Source organism: Methylomonas sp. EFPC3, assembly GCF_029643245.1.
Lineage (GTDB): Bacteria > Pseudomonadota > Gammaproteobacteria > Methylococcales > Methylomonadaceae > Methylomonas > Methylomonas koyamae_B.
The window spans coordinates 4,007,793-4,025,679 of record NZ_CP116398.1; the positions used below are offsets into that span (position 1 = coordinate 4,007,793).

Genomic DNA, 17,887 nt, shown 5'->3' on the forward strand with positions numbered 1-17,887 from the left:
AGAATCATGAGAAATTTCAAACCTTCGTTTGTTTTGGCGGTGGCATTGCACATATTAATTGTGCTGCTGTTCAGTATCAGTTTCCTGACCGATAGCGATAATGCTCAAACTGCGCCGCCGGCCGAAATTATCGAGGCTACCGTACTCGATGGTGCGGCAATCGATGCCGAAGCCGAGCGTCTGAAGCAAAACGAAGAAAATAAACGGCAGGCTGAAGTCGAGCGCCAGCAGCATTTGGAAGAAGCGCGCAAGTTCGAGGAACAAGCCCTGCAGCAGGCAAAAAAGCAGCGGGTATTGGAAGAGCAGAAAGCCTTGGAAGCCGCCGAAAAGCGTAAGCAGGAGGCCCAGGCTGAACAAAAGCGCCAGGAAGCGCTAGAAACCAAGCGCAGGGAAGAGGAAAAAAAGTTGGAGGAGGCCAAGGAACGGCGGGCTCTGGAGGAAAAAAAAGCCAGGGAAGCCGCGGAAAAACAGAAGCAGGCCGAATTGGACAAGCAAAAGGAAGTAGCCGAAAAGCAGAAACAGGCCGAGCTGGAAAGGCAAAAGGAAGCCGAGAAACAAAAGCAGTTGGAAAAACAAAAGCAACAGGAAGCCGAACGGGAAGCCAAAGTCAAGGAACAAAAACTGGCGGAAGAAGCCAAGCTGAAACAACAGGAAGCCGAAGCAAAAAAATTGGAGCAGGAAAAGAAGCTTCAGGAACAAAAGGCTCTGGAACAGAAAAAGCTGCAGCAACAAAAAGCCGAGGAAGCCAAACGCGAGGAACAGGCGCAACAAGCCAAAGCGGAAAAAGAAAAGCAGTTAGCTGAAGAAAAAGCCCGGGCCGAGAAGGAAAAACAGGCCGCGCTGGCGGCAGAGAAAGCCAAACAAGCTGCCGAAGCCGAAGCCAAGGCAAAAGCGGATAAGGCCGAAAAGGATCGTCAGGCTAAATTAGCGGCGGAAAAGGCCGAGAAAGAACGACTTGCCGCAGAAGCGGAAGCCAAAGCCAAGGCCGAAAAAGAGCGCCAAGCCAAATTAGCCGCGGAAGCTGCAGCCAAGGCGAAAGCCGAGCAAGAACGCCAAGCGGCAATAGCCGCCGCCGAAAAGGCCGAGAAAGAACGCCAGGCCGCCGAGGCCGCTGCCGCTGCTGCGAAAGCAGAACAGGAGCGCCTGGCTGCTGCTGCGGCCGAGGAAGCCCGCTTGAACGGGTTAATCAAAAGCAAAACCGAAGGCGCGTGGATTCGGCCGATGGGGGCCGCACAAGGCTTGAAATGTACAATTCAGGTAAAATTGCTGCCCAGCGGCGACGTGATGGATGCGGTGGTTGTCGGCAGCAGTGGCGACCCGATATTCGACCGTTCGGCGGAAAATGCGGTCAGAAAAGCCTCGCCGCTGCCGGTGCCACAAGACAAAATACTATTCAACCAAAAGTACCGAGTTTTCAATTTATCGTTTAAACCGGAATAAACCACGGAACCCATAGAATGATGCTAATCAACAGAGTTTTAATCGGCGGCTTCATTGCCTCATTGCTATCGGTGGCCCAGGCGGCCGGTTTGACTATCGAAATCACCAAGGGCTCGCAAACCGCCGTGCCTATCGCTATTGTCCCATTTGCCCAACAAGGCTCTATCGGCAACGTAAAACTGTCCGATGTAGTCAGTTCCGACTTGGCCGGTAGCGGTTTTTTCAAAACCCTGGCCGAAGACGATATGTTGACCAAGCCCAGCGAGCCGGAAAAGGTAAATTTCCGGGACTGGCAGGTGTTGGGCCAGGACTACATGACCATCGGCCAAGTCGTCGGTAACGGCAATAGCTTCAACATCCAGTTTTACTTGTTCAACGTGCACAACGGCCAATTGCTGATGGGTTACCGGCTGACTGCCGGAGCCAACGAATTGCGCCGCGCCGCGCACCACATCAGCGATTTGATTTACGAAAAACTGACCGGGCGCAAGGGCGCGTTCAATACCCGTATCGCTTACGTTACCAGCGTATCTCGCGGAAGCGGCAAACAGTACATGCTGCAAGTCGCCGATGCTGACGGCTACAACCCGCGGACGATAGCGGAATCTCCCGAGCCGATCATGGCGCCGGCTTGGTCGCCGGACGGCAGCAAAATCGCCTACGTTTCGTTCCATACCAAGCGTTCCGAGATTTGGGTGCAGACCTTGGCTACTGGTCAACGTGAGAGTGTTGCCGCCTACCCTGGCATTAACGGCGCGCCGGCGTTTTCGCCGGACGGCAGCCGGTTGGCGGTTACCTTGTCCAAAGACGGCAGTCCCGATGTTTACGTGCTGACTTTGGCTAGCCGGGCCTTGACCCGCTTGACCAGCGGCTTGTCGATCGACACCGAACCGACTTGGTCTCCGGACGGTTCGACGATCGTGTTTACCTCGGACATGGGCGGCAAGCCGCAACTCTACAGCATGCCGGCGTCCGGCGGTAAAGCCAGCCGTTTGACCTTTCAAGGCGATTACAACGCCAGAGGCCGATTCTCGGCGGATGGCAGAAGTTTGGCCATGGTCACCGCCAATGGCGGCAGTTACCGGATCGCAGTAATGGATATGGCGTCGCGTACCGTAAATGTGTTGAGCGAAGGCAATCTCGACGAATCGCCCAGTTTTGCCCCGAACGGCAGCATGATTCTGTTTGCGGCGACCCGTGGCGGCAAATCGGCGTTATCGGTGGTGTCGACCGACGGCGCGATGCAACAAAAATTGGCATTCGAGAGTGGCGGCGTGCGCGAACCGGCTTGGGCGCCTTGATTGCAAGGCCGATAACCCTCAAACTATAGCTACCTGATTTTTATTTATTTTTGGAGAGACTTGATGAGATTCAATAAAACCTATTTGGCTTTGGCGATGAGCGCCGTGTTGATTGCCAGCGGTTGCAGCTCAACCGACGAAGAAGGCAGCTTGGCCGATTCCACCCAAGGTACCGACGCTTCGACCAGCGGTTACAACGATGGCTCGATGTCCGGCAGCCAGTTTGGTTCCGGCAACGGCTTCGGTTCCGGCTCAGGTTCGAATTTGGGCCCGGAGTTCAGCGACCCGAATAACCCGTTGTCCAAACAGATCATTTATTTCGAGTTGGACAGCAGCCAAGTCAAACAGGATTACGTGCCGATTGTTGCCGCCCATGCCCGTTATCTGGCCTCGCATCCGAACCAACACGTCATTCTGTCCGGCCATGCCGACGAGCGCGGTTCCAGCGAATACAACATCGCCTTGGGCGAGCAACGTGCCAAATCGGTGGAAAGAATGATGCGCTCGCAGGGCGTCACCGCGTCGCAATTGGAAGTCGTCAGTTACGGTGAAGAAAAACCGGCGGTATCGGGCCACGACGAATCCGCTTGGCAAATGAACCGCCGGGTCGAAGTCGGTTACCAATAATGGCTAAGCGCGCACTTCTGGCAATGGGATTGAGCCTGGGGTTGGCCGTCTCGGCATCGGCAGCGCCGGTCAATAATGCCGGTGCCTATCCGGCCGCACCCAGCGATAACGCGATATTCGAAGTCCTGGGACGGCTCGAGCAGTTACAGTCGGAAGTGCAGCAATTGCGCGGCATGGTTGAAGAGCAGTCGCAAACCATCGCCGATTTGCAACGCAAACAAAACAATATGTATTCCGATCTGGACGAGCGGATGCAGGCTTTATCGACCGCTGGTCAGCCGGCTGCGACCCAACCTGCGGTCGGTCAGCCGGACGCAGCGGCGGCACCTGCGGCTGCCGTGCAAACGGCGACTCCGTCAGTCGCTGCAACCGTTCCGGCCGCTTCCGCGACGCCTGCTGCTCCGGCGGCAACGCCCGCGGTTCAGCCGGCGCCGGTAGCTGATACCAAGCCCGCTGCAACAACGGTTTCCGGCAACGAAAAAGAGCGCTACCAAACGGCCTACGACACGTTGCGTAACGGTCACAACGCCCAAGCCGTAAAAATGTTTCAGGAACTGCTGAAAGATTTTCCGGCCGGCGAATTCGCCGATAATTCCCAGTATTGGTTGGCAGAGGCTTATAAAATCAATCGCGAATTCGATGCCGCCCGAGCGGCGTTCAACAAAGTGGTCAGCCAATATCCGAACAGTTCGAAAGTGCCTGACGCCTTGTTGAAATTGGGCTATATCGAATTCGATCTGCAAAACACCGCAAAAGCCCGCGATTATTTGACCCGAGTAACCACCAGTTATCCGGGAACCACCGCTGCGCATTTGGCCGAGAAAAAGCTGGCGCAAATGTCGCAATAGCCGGTCGGCGGATGGACCAACAGTTACGCATCACCGAGATTTTTTATTCGTTGCAAGGGGAAACCAATACGGTTGGTATCCCCACGGTATTCGTGCGCCTGACCGGATGTCCGTTGCGCTGTTCCTACTGCGATACCGCTTACGCCTTTAGTGGCGGCGAGAAACTTGCTATTGCGGATATCCTCGCCGAGATAAGGCGCTATAAGACCCGCTACGTGACCGTGACCGGCGGCGAGCCGCTGGCTCAACCCGGATGTCAGTTGTTGTTGGTACAACTGGCGGACGCCGGTTATTTGGTCTCTCTGGAGACCAGTGGTGCTTTGGATGTGGCGGCGGTCGACTCCAGAGTCGTCAAGGTTATCGATTTGAAAACGCCCAGTTCCGGCGAAATGCAGCGCAACCTTTACCGCAATCTCGATTTTCTGTTGCCGCACGATCAAGTGAAATTCGTTATTGCCGATGCTGCCGATTACGAATGGTCCAAACAACAAGTGGCGCATTTCCGATTGGCGCAGCGTTGCGAAGTGTTGTTTTCGCCGGTGATGGGGGTAATGCCTCCGACCGAATTGGCTGAGCGAATTCTGGCCGACCAGTTAACGGTCAGATTTCAAATTCAATTGCATAAATATTTGTGGAATGATGCGCGAGGAAAATAATTTCAGCGGCAAGCCGGCGGTGATTTTGTTGTCCGGCGGATTGGATTCGATCACGGTGTTGGCGCTGGCTCAGCGGCAAGGCTTTGTCTGTCATGCGTTGAGTTTCGATTACGGCCAACGCCACAACGCGGAACTCGAAGCGGCAAGAAACATTGCCGGCCACTATCAAGTCGCGGCCCATAAGATCATCAATTTGGGATTGAGTTCGATCGGCGGCTCGGCACTGACCGACGCCAATATCGATGTGCCGACTTCGCCTCAAGCCGGTATTCCGGTGACCTACGTTCCGGCCAGAAACACTATTTTCCTGGCGTTTGCCTTGGGTTGGGCCGAGGTGTTGAACGCACACGATGTGTTTATCGGCGTCAACGCCGTGGATTATTCCGGTTATCCCGATTGTCGGCCGGAATTCATCAAGGCGTTCCAGGATATGGCCAACCTCGGCACCAAGGCTGGCGTCGAAGGCCATAAAATTCAGATCCACACGCCGTTGATTGCGTTGAGCAAGGCCGAGATTATCCGGCAAGGTATGGTCTTGGGCGTCGATTATGCCGCTACCGTTTCCTGTTATTCTGCCGACAGCGAAGGCCGGGCCTGCGGCGTATGCGACGCCTGTCGGCTGCGTGCGGCTGGGTTTGAGGCGGCCGGCGTCCTTGATCCGACCCGTTATCAGTCCCGCTAAATTCGTATCGGCGCGCATTTATCGAAACTGAAATTCGCGCGCTGGAATTTGTCGGCTAAGCTTTGCAGGGTCAGACGGAGTCAGTCGCAAGAGGTTTCGCCACATGCAAGTCAAACAAACCAAATCCCAGTTCGTGGCGGTGGCGTCCATCGCCGCCGAATTGAGTGCCGTGATGGAGGTGGCTAAGGAAATATCGTTGGCTGCGGCCAACGCCAAAGCCATCGCCTTTCGCGCCGGAGAAAAAGCCAAAGGCTTTCAGCCCATCACCGATTTTATTAACGAATTGGCCAAGGGCACCATTGAGTTGGTCAACAATATCAACGATTACGCTTTTGTTCTGTACCGGCTGACGGTCAACGAACAGCGTTTGGCAGAAGCCTGCGAGCGTTTCGAAAATGTCGAACGACTGGCCGTGGGGGCTCGCTACGCCGAATCCTTGAAGGGACCGTTGCAGCAGGCCAGACAAAGAGCGCAGGCCGGACGTCGCGAGTTCACAATTCATGTGGAAGAATTGCTGGTTAAGCTGGCCGAAGTGATGCATCCGGCTCGCGCGGCGCGAGTGATCGCCGCCAATTCCCGAATCGAAGCGTCGCAAGCCGGCGAATATCTGCAGAGCTTGCAAGCGGTTGCCGAAAGCGTCGATAACGCGGCCCAGATCATTAACGACAAAGTTCATCGCTGTCGTAGCGCATTGACCGTTATCAATCTCGCCGATTAGCACAGTTCGGCAGCACGAGGTATATCGCATGAAAATGACCAAAATTTACGAAGGCGCGCATCAATGGATAATGTTCGGCCGCGATCCGCACCGGCCGGAGAAGATCATTGATACCAACCAATACATGGTGCGCACTGCCGATCGTTGTTTATTGATGGACCCCGGCGGCATCGAGCTGTTCGCGCCGATGCTGGCGGCGGTTTTGCACCACGCGCCGGTCGAAGAAATCACCGATTTATTCGCCTCGCACCAGGACCCGGACATTATTTCGTCTTTGGGTTTGTGGGACCAAGCCTTGCCGAACGCCAAATTGCATGCGGCCCAGTTGTGGGAGGGCTTTTTACGCCATTTCGGTTGCGAAACAATCGAGTACGTGCCGATTCCCGACCATGGCGGCACGATCAATCTCGGCAGCGTCGAGCTGCAAATCGTGCCGGCACACTATCTGCACTCGTCGGCCAACTTTCATATTTACGATCCGCAGGCCAAGATTTTGATGTCGGGCGATGTCGGCGCGGCACTGGAGGCTTCCGATGCGCCGGTGTTCGTCGATAATTTCGATGCCCATATCGAGAAAATGCGCTTTTTCCACCAGCGCTGGATGCCGTCCAACCAAGCCAAACGGGCCTGGTTGGAGCGGGTCAGAAAACTGGATGTGCAAATTCTGGCGCCGCAACACGGCCGGATGTTCAAGGGCGACGATGTCAAACGTTTCCTGGATTGGTTCGAGGCGTTACAGGTGGGTATTGCCGTATAAAACAAGCATTTGCCGACAATTGGGTTTATAATCCAGCCGTTATCAAGCCCCTGTCGCGAGACGGGGGTTTTTTGTTAGTGAGAGGAGCTGGAGTATCTCATCAAGCATGGCGCAAAAACTTTATATACAGACTAACGGCTGTCAAATGAACGAGTACGATTCCGACAAAATGCGGGACGTACTGCAAGCATCGCACGGTTTGGAATTGACCGATATCCCCGAACAGGCTGACGTGTTGTTGCTGAATACCTGTTCCATCCGGGAAAAAGCCCAGGAGAAAGTATTTTCCGCGGTGGGGCGTTGGAAAAAAATCAAAGACAAGCGCCCTGACGTGATTATCGGCGTCGGCGGTTGTGTCGCCAGTCAGGAGGGGGCGGCGATACAGAAGCGTGCGCCCTACGTCGACATCGTGTTCGGTCCGCAAACCCTGCATCGTCTGCCGGAGCTGTTAAATCAGGCGCGTAGCGGCGACAAACATGTGGTCGATATCTCCTTCCCGGAAATCGAAAAATTCGACAATCTGCCGGAGCCGCGCGCCGAAGGTCCGAAAGCCTTTGTGTCGGTGATGGAAGGGTGCAGCAAATATTGCACTTATTGCGTGGTGCCCTACACCCGCGGCGAGGAAGTCAGCCGGCCGCTCAACGATGTGATTGCCGAAATCGAAACGCTGGCCAAGCAAGGCGTGCGCGAGATCAATCTGTTGGGCCAGAACGTCAACGCCTACCGCGGCGCAATGGAAGACGGCGACATCGCCAGCTTCGCGTTATTGTTGCACTGTGTCGCCGCCGTCGACGGCATCGACCGCATTCGCTTTACCACCTCGCATCCGTTGGAATTCACCGACGACATCATCGAAGCCTTCGCCGAGATCCCGCAGCTGGTCAATCACCTGCATCTGCCGGTGCAAAGCGGCAGCAACCGGATTCTGGCCGAAATGAAACGCGGCCACCGGCGCGAGGATTACCTGGAAATCATGCGCAAGATCAAAGCCGTGCGGCCGGGAATCAGTTTGTCGTCGGATTTCATCATCGGTTTTCCCGGCGAAACCGACCAGGATTTCGAAGATACGATGGCGCTGATCGAGGAAGTCGGCTTCGACTTTTCCTACAGTTTCATATTTAGCGCCAGACCCGGCACGCCGGCCGCGAATTTTGCCGACGACGTCAGCATGGAAGTCAAGGAGCAGCGCCTGCAGCGCCTGAAAGAACGCTTGAACCAGATGTTCATGGCGATTTCGGAATCGATGGTCGGCACGGTGCAAAGCGTGTTGGTGGAAGGCGTTTCCAAGAAAAATCCGTTGCATCTGACCGGGCGTACCGAGAATAACCGGGTGGTCAATTTTGCCGCCCATCCGCGCCTGATCGGCCAATTCGTCGACGTCTTGATCACCGAAGCGTTGCCGAATTCTTTGCGCGGCCGCGTGTCGGAATCTTCCATCGAAAAAGTCAGACAGACCGCCTAGTGTTGAATACCTCGCATTTTTCTCAAGAAATCACGCTGTTACCGGACGACGCCCAACGCCTGTCCAATTTCTGCGGTCAACTCGATAGCCATATCCGCCAGATCGAACAGCGCCTGCATGTGGATATTGCCAACCGTAGCAACCATTTTCGGGTCACTGGCGTCGATGCCGCGGTCAAAGCGGCTTGCGCGGTGATTCAAAAGCTGTTCGACATGACCGAGCGCGAAGAAATCACTCCAGAGCAGGTGCACCTGAGTTTGCAGGATGCCAGTATCGATCAACTGTTGCAGCCTACGGTCAATCACGAGCCGGTGGCGATCCGGACCAAACGCGGTGTGATCAAAGGTCGAGGTCACAATCAGCAGGATTATTTACGCAAGATCCTCAGCCATGACATCAATTTCGGTGTTGGCCCTGCTGGAACCGGCAAAACTTACCTGGCGGTGGCTTGTGCAGTGGAAGCCTTGCAAAACGAGACTGTGCGGCGAATAGTTCTGGTGCGGCCGGCGGTGGAGGCCGGCGAGAAGTTGGGTTTCCTGCCCGGCGACATGGCGCAGAAGGTCGACCCCTATTTGCGTCCGTTGTACGACGCTTTATACGACATGCTCGGTTTCGAGCGGGTCGAAAAACTGCTGGAAAAAAACGTCATCGAAGTCGCGCCGTTGGCGTTCATGCGCGGCAGAACCTTGAACGATTCTTTTATTATTCTCGATGAAGCCCAAAATACCACGGTAGAGCAGATCAAGATGTTCTTGACCCGAGTCGGTTTCGGCTCCACGGCGGTAATTACCGGCGACGTGACCCAGATCGACTTGCCCAGCGAAAAAATGTCCGGACTGAAGCATGTGTTGAAAGTGTTGAAAGACGTGGAAGGAATTAGCTTCACCTTCTTCGGCGTGCGCGACGTGGTCAGGCATCCTTTGGTGCAACGCATCGTTGCCGCTTACGACCGTTACGAACTGGAGCAGGGCCAGAATACGCCGTGAACTATATCGATCTGCAGATTGCCACCGAATCGTCCCATCCCGATGCAGCGCAATTCCAAACCTGGGTCGACGCCGCCTTATCCGGTTTCCAACGTGATAGCGAAGTGACGATCCGCCTGGTCGACGCGGAAGAAAGCGCCGAACTCAACGGCCAATACCGGCACAAATCCGGTCCGACCAATATCCTCAGCTTTCCGTTCGAAGCACCGCCTGGCGTGGAACTCGATTTGCTGGGCGATCTGGTGATCTGTGCGCCGGTGATCGCGCACGAGGCGGCCGAACAGGGTAAATTACCCGAGCACCATTGGGCGCATATCACTGTACACGGCGTATTGCATTTGCTAGGGTATGACCACATCGAAGAGCAAGACGCGGAACAAATGGAAGCGCTGGAAATTGACATTCTAAGCCGATTAAACATAGCCAATCCCTATCTGGAGGATAGTAAGCAATGAGCGATGGTAACCCCCCGAGTAGCCAGCCCCATCAGAAAAGCCTGATCGAACGCATCGGCCATTTTCTGAGTGGGGAGCCGCAAGACCAGGAAGACTTGCTGGAGATATTGAGAGAGTCCCAAGAAAAACATTTACTCGATTCCGACGCGTTATCCATGATGGAAGGCGTCATGCATGTGGCGGAGATGCGGGTCAGAGACATCATGATCCCTCGCTCGCAGATGGTGGTAGTGCCGCGCGAGGCCGAACTGGAAACCATCTTTCCGCTGGTCGTCGAATTTGCCCATTCCCGTTTTCCCGTCATCGAAGAAGACCGCAGCAAAGTGGTCGGCATCCTGTTGGCCAAGGATTTACTGGCTCATGCCTTGCGCAACAAAGCGCTGAAGGTGGAAGACGTGATGCGTCCGGTCAACCTGGTGCCGGAAAGCAAACGTCTGAACGTGTTGCTGAAAGAATTTCGCACCGAGCGCAACCACATGGCGATCGTGGTCGACGAGTACGGCAACGCCGCCGGCCTGGTCACCATCGAGGACGTGCTGGAGCAAATCGTCGGCAAAATCGAGGACGAGCACGACGATGACGAGGTTCAGGAATTTATTTCCCAGCGCGGTGAAAAGGAATTCATTCTGAACGCATTAACGCCGATCGAAGAATTCAACGATTATTTTTCCGCCGATCTGGAAGACGACGAATACGACACCATTGGCGGTTTGATCGTGCAACGCCTGGAGCATTTTCCGAAGAAAGGTGAAAAAGTCGAGATCGGCGATTTTTGTTTCGAGGTGTTGCGCGCCGATAATCGTCGCGTGCATCTGCTGAAACTTAAAATCAAGTAAGCGCTCAGTCCGGCCGCTCGGCCGTACTCAAAAAACGCTCGAAATCCTCGGCCGGCAACGGCTGCGAAAAGTGGTAGCCCTGGCCGTAGTCGCAGCCGGATTCGAGCAGCAAACGGAGTTGGTTTTCGGTTTCCAAGCCTTCGGCGATGACTTGCATGCCCAACTTGTGGGCCATGACGATGATGGCTTCGCATAACGCCATGTCGCTCGAGTCCGGAGCTAAATTTGCGACGAAGGAGCGGTCGATTTTCAAATAATCGATATCGAATTTTTTCAGATATGCCAGTGCCGAATAACCAGTGCCGAAGTCGTCCAGCGATATCTGCATCCCGGCCTCGCGAAACGCTTGCAGACTGTTTCGAACCACATTGCTGGCATCCAACAGCAGGCCCTCGGTAATTTCCACCACCAGCCCTTCCCCCGCCAGTCCCAATGCCCGTAGGTAATCCAACCATGGGTCGTGCGACTGACTGCCGTAGAATTGGGCCGGAGATTTGTTGATGCTAATTTGGAACTCGGGATGGTAAAGCTCCCGCCAGCGTTTAGTTTGCCGCGCGGCCTGCTCGAATACCCAGTTGCCGATATCGACGATCAGGCCGTTGTCTTCGGCGATCGGGATGAATTCGGCCGGATTGATCGGGCCGCGTTCGGGGTGGTTCCAGCGCAACAAGGCCTCGGCTTTCAGTATCCTTCCGGAAGCCAGTGCGACGATCGGCTGGTAATAAAGCCGGAATTGGCCGTTTGCCAGTGCACTGCGCAAATCGCCGGCGATCAGCATGCGTTTGTGGGCGGCGGCATGCATTGCCGGCGTGAAATAACAATAGCGGTTGCGGCCCTGGTGCTTGGCGGCGTACATGGCCTGGTCGGCGTTTTTGATCAATGCGTCGATTTTTTCGGCGTCCTGCGGATACAGGGTAATGCCGACACTGGCCGATAAATAAGCCACCTTGTTTTTCAGTTGGAAGGGTTCCGCCAGCGTCCGCAGTATGCTTTGCGCAATCCGCTCGGCGCTGGCAATGTCGTCCAGTTCCGGCAATATCATCGTGAATTCGTCGCCGCCGAGGCGCGCCACCGTATCCGACTCCCGCACGCAACGGCTCAAACGCAACGCCGCGTCCTTCAGCAGCATGTCGCCCATGTCGTGCCCTAGCGTATCGTTGACTTCCTTGAACCGGTCCAGGTCGATAAAAATCAGCGCCAGCGGTAAGCCGCTGCGCTGGCACTTTTTGGTTTCCTGGTCCAGCCGGTCGTGGAACATGCGCCGGTTGGGCAGGCCGGTCAGCGGATCGAAATTGGCCTGGGTCCAGATCAATTCTTCGGATTGTTTTTTCTGGGTGATGTCCGAGAACATCGCCACGCGCCGGTGCGGGCTGCCGTCGGCATTGAAAATGGTGTTGATGGTCAGCAGTTCGGCAAAGATCTCGCCGTTCTTGCGCCGGTTCCAAAGTTCGCCTTTCCAGTGGCCACTGCTGCCGATCGCATGCAACATAGCTTGGTAAAACTGTTCGCTTTGCCGATTCGAATTCAGAATCGCATGGCTTTGGCCGGCCACCTCGGCCAGCGTGTAGCCGGTTAGTTCGGTAAAGGCCGGATTTACCGTGATGATGGCGCAGTCGGCGTCCATGACGGCCATCGCTTCGCTGCTGTTTTGGTATACCAGCGACGCCAATTGCAGGGCCTCGGTACTGCGGCTGCGGTCGACCGCAATGCCGGCCAGATTGGCGGCCTGTTCTATGGCGAATATGTCGTCGGCGTTCGGTGCGGCCGGTTTGTGTTGGTAAATCGCCAGGCAGCCCAGCAGTTTGCCGGAAGCGTCGCGGATCGGTTCCGACCAGCAGGCGCCGAGTCCGGCTTGAGCGGCCAATTCCTTGAACGGTGCCCAATACGGATGCTGCTGGATGTCTTCGACGATGGTGCGCTCGCCTGAGTAGGTCCCGGTTTCGCTATGTCCGACGCCGTTTTCGACCGGCATGCCATCGATAGTCCGATGGTAAAAAGCCGGCAGATGAGGGGCGGCGGCAATATGCAATTGTTTGCCGTCGTTATCCAGCAATAGTATCGAGCACAGCAGATCGGGATTCTGAGTTTCGACGGCTAGAACCACGGCTTCCAGGATGCCGGCCAGTGGTGCGCCTTTGGCGATCAACTCGAGGACGTGATTATGGGCGCGTTCCCGGTCCGCCGCCTGCTGGCGGTCAGAAATGTCCATGGCGATACCGATCACTCCGGCCGGCTTGCCGTCGATATCTTGCAGACGGGCGCGGGTGATTTGCAGCACCCGGCGTTTGCCGTCCGCGAATGTCATGCGTTCCAGCGACTGGTGAACCGGTTCTGCTCCGTTCAGGCATTCCTGGTCGGCGGCGTTAAACCGCGATGCCAATTCCTCGCCTAGCGACTCAGCCAAATCCGGGTTGGCAATGACTTGGTTTTCCGCCAATCCGAGGTGGTCGCAAAAGGTTTTGTTGGCGAAGGAAAATTGCCGGTTTGCGTCAATTAACCAAATTCCGACCGGTGCATTATCCAAAATGGCGTGCAATTTCGCTTCGGACGCATATAGCTCGGCCACCTGATTGTTCAGTTGCCCGGTCATGGCGACGAAGTTTTTCGCCAGATAACCGATTTCGTCGTGGCGGTCGATTGGAACGGCTTCCAAGCTTTGGCCAAGCCGAAACCGACTGACGGCCTGGGTCATCTGATCTAGCGGTTTGGCCAGTATTCTGGCCAATACCAACGAAATTGCACTAGCCAACAGGCTGAAGATCGCGGTGATCTCGACCACTTTCCAGCCCAGCAAGTGGCTGCCGGTCAATACCTCGGCCAAGGGGGTGTAGATACCCAGTAGCGCGAAGCGTCGGTTATACGGGTCTAGCGGTAACTTGACGAAGGCCGCTAACGACGACGGCGCCAAGGTTCGCTCGGCGCCGGTCGCGAACACCGCCAAATTCCGCTCGCCGTGCAACACGCCTTCGATTTCGGGAATATCGTTCTGAATCTGGAAACGACGGCCGTTCTCGAAGCCGAAGGTCTTGGTTTTGTCGGGGTGGATCAGATAATCGCCGTTGCCGTTGCTCAGTAGCAATTGGGTGTGAGGTGGCAGCCGGCGGCTAATCAGCGCAAATAAGCCGTCGAGGTCGACATTGATAACCAGCAACGCGATGTGAGCGCCTGCCGGCGATGAAATCGGTAGCGCGATGCGTACCGTGGGCTTGCCGAAACCTTGGTGGGAGCCAAGTTCCTGGTTTAAATTGATCTCGGAGACGTAAATTTCATCGGCGCTGGCTAAATGCAAGGTTTCGAACACGTACGGAAAATGGTTCTTTTCCTGCAACTGCGCCTCCGGAACGATCTGTACGCCGTCTTGGTCCCGGTCGACGCGGACCAATTCCTTGCCGTAACGCTGGGCATGGATCAGCCGGACTTGGCTGTATTCCGGGTGACTTTTCAGCAATGCCGAAAACAGGTCGGCTAATTCGGCTTTCGCGGCGTCGAGCTGGCTGGCGGGATTTGCCAAGGCGATTTCTCGGCATAGCTTGAGGTTCGCCAGCGTTTTGGCGTCTTTTGCGGTGGCGGCCAACGCATCGCCGAAGCGGAACGATAAGCCTTGGACGGTGCTTAGTAATTGTGCTTGCGCGGTGCCGACCAGCAGCTGGCGGCTGCGGTCGTAGACGTAATAACCGGTCAGGCCGGTGGAAACGGTACCCAGCAAGGCCAGCCAGAATCCTAGTTTGATCCCGACGCTTGCCTTCATCAAAACGCCTCGGGCGGTTCGCCGGAAATAACGCGATCCCACAGCTGTTTTTGCAGGTCCGGATTGGCGACGGGTTCCAGCCAAATCAGTTTTTGCCCGGATTCGGTATCGGGGTGGGCGGAGATGGTGTTTGCCAAGCCGTGACGGGCACTGAGGCGTTCGCTGACGGTGGGTTCCAGCGTGTAATCAATCCATTGTTCAGCCAATGCCGGGTTGCGTGCGTTGCGGGTAATCGCCCAGCAATCCAGCCAAGCCAGCGCGCCTTCTTGCGGAATCTGATAGCCGACATCGGCGCCGGCGTCGCGCAAGGCTTTCAGTTGCTGGCTGCCGTAATTGCCGAACACCAGTGCGACATCGTGGCGCATAAACAGCTGGACCGCTTGTTCCGCCGTCGAATAAAAGGTCAGCACGTTGCGGCGTAATTTCGCCAGTTCGCGCGCGGCTTCGGTCAGATTGCCATCTGAGAGTCGAAACGGATTGGCGGCGCCCAGCAATAGTCCGACCAACGAGAAATTATGGTCGCTGGTGTTAAATGCCAGGACCCGGCCACGGTAGGCAGGGTCCCACATTGCGGCCATCGATTGTGGTGGTTCGGCAATGATCTTGCGGTTGTAGATCAAGCCCATTTCCGCATAGGTGTAGGGAATTGCGAACACCTGCTCCTGCCGAACCAAACCTGGAATTGCCGCCAGATCGCGAAAACGCGGCAGTTGCCGGGCATGATTGGTAAGCCGGCTGGGATCGAGCGCTTGCACTAAATTCCGGTCGATATAGCGCTGCAGTTCGGCCGTGTTGACTGCAAACACGTCGTAGGCGGCATGGTTGATCTTATACCACAGGTCGTCGTCGGAATTGGCGTAAGTCACTTCCACCTTGGCGGCGTAGCGGTATTCGAATTCGCGGACAGTATCGGTGTCGGCATAACCGTCCCAGGCCAACACTCGCAAGACTTCCGTTGCCGCTGCGGTCGCTGGGCAGAGCGCACAAATAATCGCCATAACAGCGATGGTGGCGGCGAATCGAAAGCGTGGTGCCATAAAGAGTGCCGGGGCTTATGCGCGATTGACGAAGGTGCCTAAGTATATTGGCAGATGGGGCAGAGTGTGGGCCGCTAAACGCTGGAAACGTCGCCGCCGCGGCATTTGCCGACTAAAGCGCGTCAGTCGGTCGTTTCCACTTTGACCAGAATCCGCAGCTGGTTGTGCCGCGTGGCGTCGTTGAAACTGTTGAATCCGCTATGCCGGCTGTTTTCGTCATCGACGTTGCCGGCAATTTCGACCCATTCGCCCAGATTGGCGCGTATCGAGGTCTGTGCCGACTGGGTGTCGAGTTGGCCATTCTGGCGAAAGCGATCGGACCAGGGGGCAACGTCGATGATTACTTGCCGGCCGACCAGGCGCGGAGTGACGGCGAATCCGGTCGTCGCTTCGACCATTTGGGTGTTGCTGTAAACGCTGGCGCCGTAGCCGTATTGGTAAGCATTGTATTGATGCACCGGCCGTACCTCGCCGGTTCTGATGATGGCCGGCTGGCCTTCCAAGGTGCGCAATTGTTGGTGTTGTTGCCGGTTTTCCAAATCGGCCGTGTTGCCGACCATGCCGCGCATCCGAATCGCATCCGGCGACACTGCGATTGCCGCTTCTGCGTTGAGTTCGGCGGCGGTTTTGCTGCTGCTTTGCAAGACGCTGATCACCAGGTTGCTGAGGCGGGCGTCCAGTTTGCGCACCAGGGACTGAATGGTCTCCAGCCGGTCTGGATGGGTTCTGACGATCAGGCTGCTGCCGTTGTCTACCACCCGATCGTTGGCGTCCAGTAACGGCGCCAACAAGGGCAGGATTTCTGAGGCTGGGCGGTTGGCGAGCGGAATCACTTCCATCACCGGTTCGTCGGCCAGGGCGGCTTGCCCGGCCAAGATTGCCAGCGCCAGCCCAGCGGCCTTAAATTTCATCGTACAAGGCCATGTATTGTGCGGCGCTGTTTTTCCACGAGAAATCCTTGGCCATCGCATTGCGTTGAATCTGATGCCAGATCTTCGGATTATGGTATAGAACCAAACTGCGCTTGATGGCTTCGATCAATGCCGCCGCCGAGGCATCGTTGAAGGCAATCCCGCTGGCGGTACCGTTGGCGATGCTTTCCGGCAAGGCGTCGACCACGGTGTCGGCCAGACCGCCGGTCTTTCTGACGATCGGGATGGTGCCGTAACGTTGGCTGTACATCTGATTTAGTCCGCACGGCTCGAACCGCGACGGCATCAGGAAAATGTCGGCCCCGGCTTCGATTTGGTGCGCCAGACGTTCGTCGTAGCCTATCGTTACGGCCACCTTTTCCGGGTAGAGCCGAGCGAACTCCTGCAAGCGGTACTCTATGCTTTTGTCGCCGCTGCCCAGCAAGGCGAATTGCAGCGGTAAGCTCGTCATTTCCGCCAGACAGTTCAATACCAAGTCTATGCCTTTTTGCTCCACCAGCCGGCCGATCAGGCCGAACAAAGGTACATCGGCCGCGATCGGCAGGCCCAGTTGCTGTTGCAATGCGGCTTTGTTGGCCTGTTTGCCTTCCAGGTTGTCAGCACTGTAATTGTGTGCCAAATAACTGTCGCTGCTCGGGTTCCAAACGGCTGTATCGATGCCGTTGATGATGCCGCTGAGCTGCTGTTGCTTGTGGGCCAGCAAGCCTTCCAGGCCGTAGCCGAATTCCGGCGTCTGGATTTCCTGGGCGTAGGTGGGGCTGACCGTGGTGATGCGGTCGGCGTAGGCCAGGCCGCCCTTGATGAACGACAGCATGCCGTGAAATTCGAGTCCTTCCGGGTGCAGCAATTGCCCTGGCAAATTCAGTTGCGAATAGGCGCTACCCGGAAACAGGCCTTGGTAAGCCATGTTGTGGATCGTGAACACGGTCGCCGGCGGTTCTTGCTCCAACGACAATAAGGCCGGCGCCAGCCCGGTTTGCCAGTCGTTGCAATGTAAAATGTCGGCGCGCCAGTCCAGGTAAGCCCGATTCATCGCGACTTCGACGATGATGCGGCAGAACAGTGCAAAGCGCTCGCCGATATTGGCCCAGGGCCGGCCGGCTTCGTCCAGGTAGGGATTGCCGGGGACGTTGAAGAACGGCGGGTAATCGACCAGCCAGACGATGACGCTGCTGTCCGGCAGTCGGGTTTCCAGTAAATTGACGTCGCAATTATTCACCCGCACCGTGCACAGGTAGCGGCCCGGCTCGCAGTTTTTGATGGCCTGGTAATTGGGCATGATGATACGCACGTCCTGACCCAATTCGGCCAAGGCTTGAGGCAAGCTGCCGGCGACATCGGCCAAGCCGCCGGTTTTGATCAGAGGATGGGTTTCGCTGCTAGCGAACAGGATTTTTTTCAT

16 protein-coding genes are annotated in these 17,887 nt (G+C 56.2%); 12 read left to right on the forward strand and 4 right to left on the reverse strand.

Annotated features, from left to right (window positions below):
• Window positions 1-6 precede the first annotated feature (6 nt).
• The 12 genes from tolA to PL263_RS18255 all read left to right on the forward strand — a co-directional run bounded on the left by tolA (window position 7) and on the right by PL263_RS18255 (window position 10,768).
• Window positions 7-1,440: a cell envelope integrity protein TolA gene (gene tolA / locus PL263_RS18200; protein WP_278210694.1), complete on the forward strand. Its 1,434-nt coding sequence runs from the start codon at window positions 7-9 to the stop codon at window positions 1,438-1,440.
• A 17-nt stretch (window positions 1,441-1,457) separates the two neighbouring features.
• Window positions 1,458-2,741 carry a Tol-Pal system beta propeller repeat protein TolB gene (gene tolB, locus PL263_RS18205; protein WP_278210696.1) on the forward strand — a complete coding sequence of 428 codons (1,284 nt, stop codon included), beginning with the start codon at window positions 1,458-1,460 and terminating at the stop codon, window positions 2,739-2,741.
• 63 nt (window positions 2,742-2,804) lie between these two features.
• Window positions 2,805-3,368, forward strand: coding sequence for a peptidoglycan-associated lipoprotein Pal (pal, locus tag PL263_RS18210; protein ID WP_140911618.1), 564 nt, complete (start codon window positions 2,805-2,807; stop codon window positions 3,366-3,368).
• A complete protein-coding gene (ybgF, locus tag PL263_RS18215; protein ID WP_278210697.1) occupies window positions 3,368-4,216 on the forward strand; it encodes a tol-pal system protein YbgF in 849 nt (282 codons plus the stop codon). The genes pal and ybgF overlap by 1 nt, the downstream gene beginning before the upstream one ends.
• 11 nt (window positions 4,217-4,227) lie before the next feature.
• Entirely contained in the window at window positions 4,228-4,872 is a 645-nt protein-coding gene (gene queE / locus PL263_RS18220; RefSeq protein ID WP_278210699.1) for a 7-carboxy-7-deazaguanine synthase QueE, read from the forward strand.
• Window positions 4,856-5,554 carry a 7-cyano-7-deazaguanine synthase QueC gene (queC, locus tag PL263_RS18225; RefSeq protein ID WP_278212895.1) on the forward strand — a complete coding sequence of 233 codons (699 nt, stop codon included), beginning with the start codon at window positions 4,856-4,858 and terminating at the stop codon, window positions 5,552-5,554. The genes queE and queC overlap by 17 nt, the downstream gene beginning before the upstream one ends.
• A gap of 103 nt (window positions 5,555-5,657) precedes the next feature.
• Window positions 5,658-6,272 (forward strand): chemotaxis protein, encoded by a 615-nt coding sequence (locus PL263_RS18230; RefSeq protein ID WP_278210700.1) that lies wholly within the window; start codon window positions 5,658-5,660, stop codon window positions 6,270-6,272.
• A gap of 28 nt (window positions 6,273-6,300) precedes the next feature.
• A complete protein-coding gene (locus PL263_RS18235) occupies window positions 6,301-7,029 on the forward strand; it encodes an MBL fold metallo-hydrolase (protein WP_278210702.1) in 729 nt (242 codons plus the stop codon).
• A gap of 106 nt (window positions 7,030-7,135) precedes the next feature.
• A complete protein-coding gene (miaB, locus tag PL263_RS18240; RefSeq protein WP_140911623.1) occupies window positions 7,136-8,491 on the forward strand; it encodes a tRNA (N6-isopentenyl adenosine(37)-C2)-methylthiotransferase MiaB in 1,356 nt (451 codons plus the stop codon).
• Window positions 8,491-9,477, forward strand: coding sequence for a PhoH family protein (locus PL263_RS18245; RefSeq protein WP_278210703.1), 987 nt, complete (start codon window positions 8,491-8,493; stop codon window positions 9,475-9,477). Before miaB ends, PL263_RS18245 begins: the two co-directional genes overlap by 1 nt.
• Window positions 9,474-9,932: an rRNA maturation RNase YbeY gene (gene ybeY, locus PL263_RS18250; RefSeq protein ID WP_278210705.1), complete on the forward strand. Its 459-nt coding sequence runs from the start codon at window positions 9,474-9,476 to the stop codon at window positions 9,930-9,932. Before PL263_RS18245 ends, ybeY begins: the two co-directional genes overlap by 4 nt.
• Window positions 9,929-10,768: a transporter associated domain-containing protein gene (locus PL263_RS18255; RefSeq protein ID WP_054761594.1), complete on the forward strand. Its 840-nt coding sequence runs from the start codon at window positions 9,929-9,931 to the stop codon at window positions 10,766-10,768. The genes ybeY and PL263_RS18255 overlap by 4 nt, the downstream gene beginning before the upstream one ends.
• A gap of 4 nt (window positions 10,769-10,772) precedes the next feature.
• On the opposite strand, the gene PL263_RS18260 is transcribed toward PL263_RS18255, so the two are convergent.
• The 4 genes from PL263_RS18260 to glgA form a co-directional block, all read right to left on the reverse strand.
• The gene (locus tag PL263_RS18260; RefSeq protein WP_278210707.1) at window positions 10,773-14,516 is read right to left on the reverse strand and encodes an EAL domain-containing protein; all 3,744 of its coding nucleotides are present in this window, start codon (window positions 14,514-14,516) and stop codon (window positions 10,773-10,775) included.
• On the reverse strand, window positions 14,516-15,553 hold the full coding sequence (locus PL263_RS18265; protein WP_278210709.1) for an extracellular solute-binding protein: 1,038 nt from the start codon (window positions 15,551-15,553) through the stop codon (window positions 14,516-14,518). The genes PL263_RS18260 and PL263_RS18265 overlap by 1 nt, the downstream gene beginning before the upstream one ends.
• Before the next feature lie 122 nt (window positions 15,554-15,675).
• Entirely contained in the window at window positions 15,676-16,464 is a 789-nt protein-coding gene (locus PL263_RS18270) for a secretin N-terminal domain-containing protein (RefSeq protein ID WP_278210711.1), read from the reverse strand.
• Entirely contained in the window at window positions 16,454-17,887 is a 1,434-nt protein-coding gene (gene glgA, locus PL263_RS18275; RefSeq protein ID WP_278210713.1) for a glycogen synthase GlgA, read from the reverse strand. Before glgA ends, PL263_RS18270 begins: the two co-directional genes overlap by 11 nt.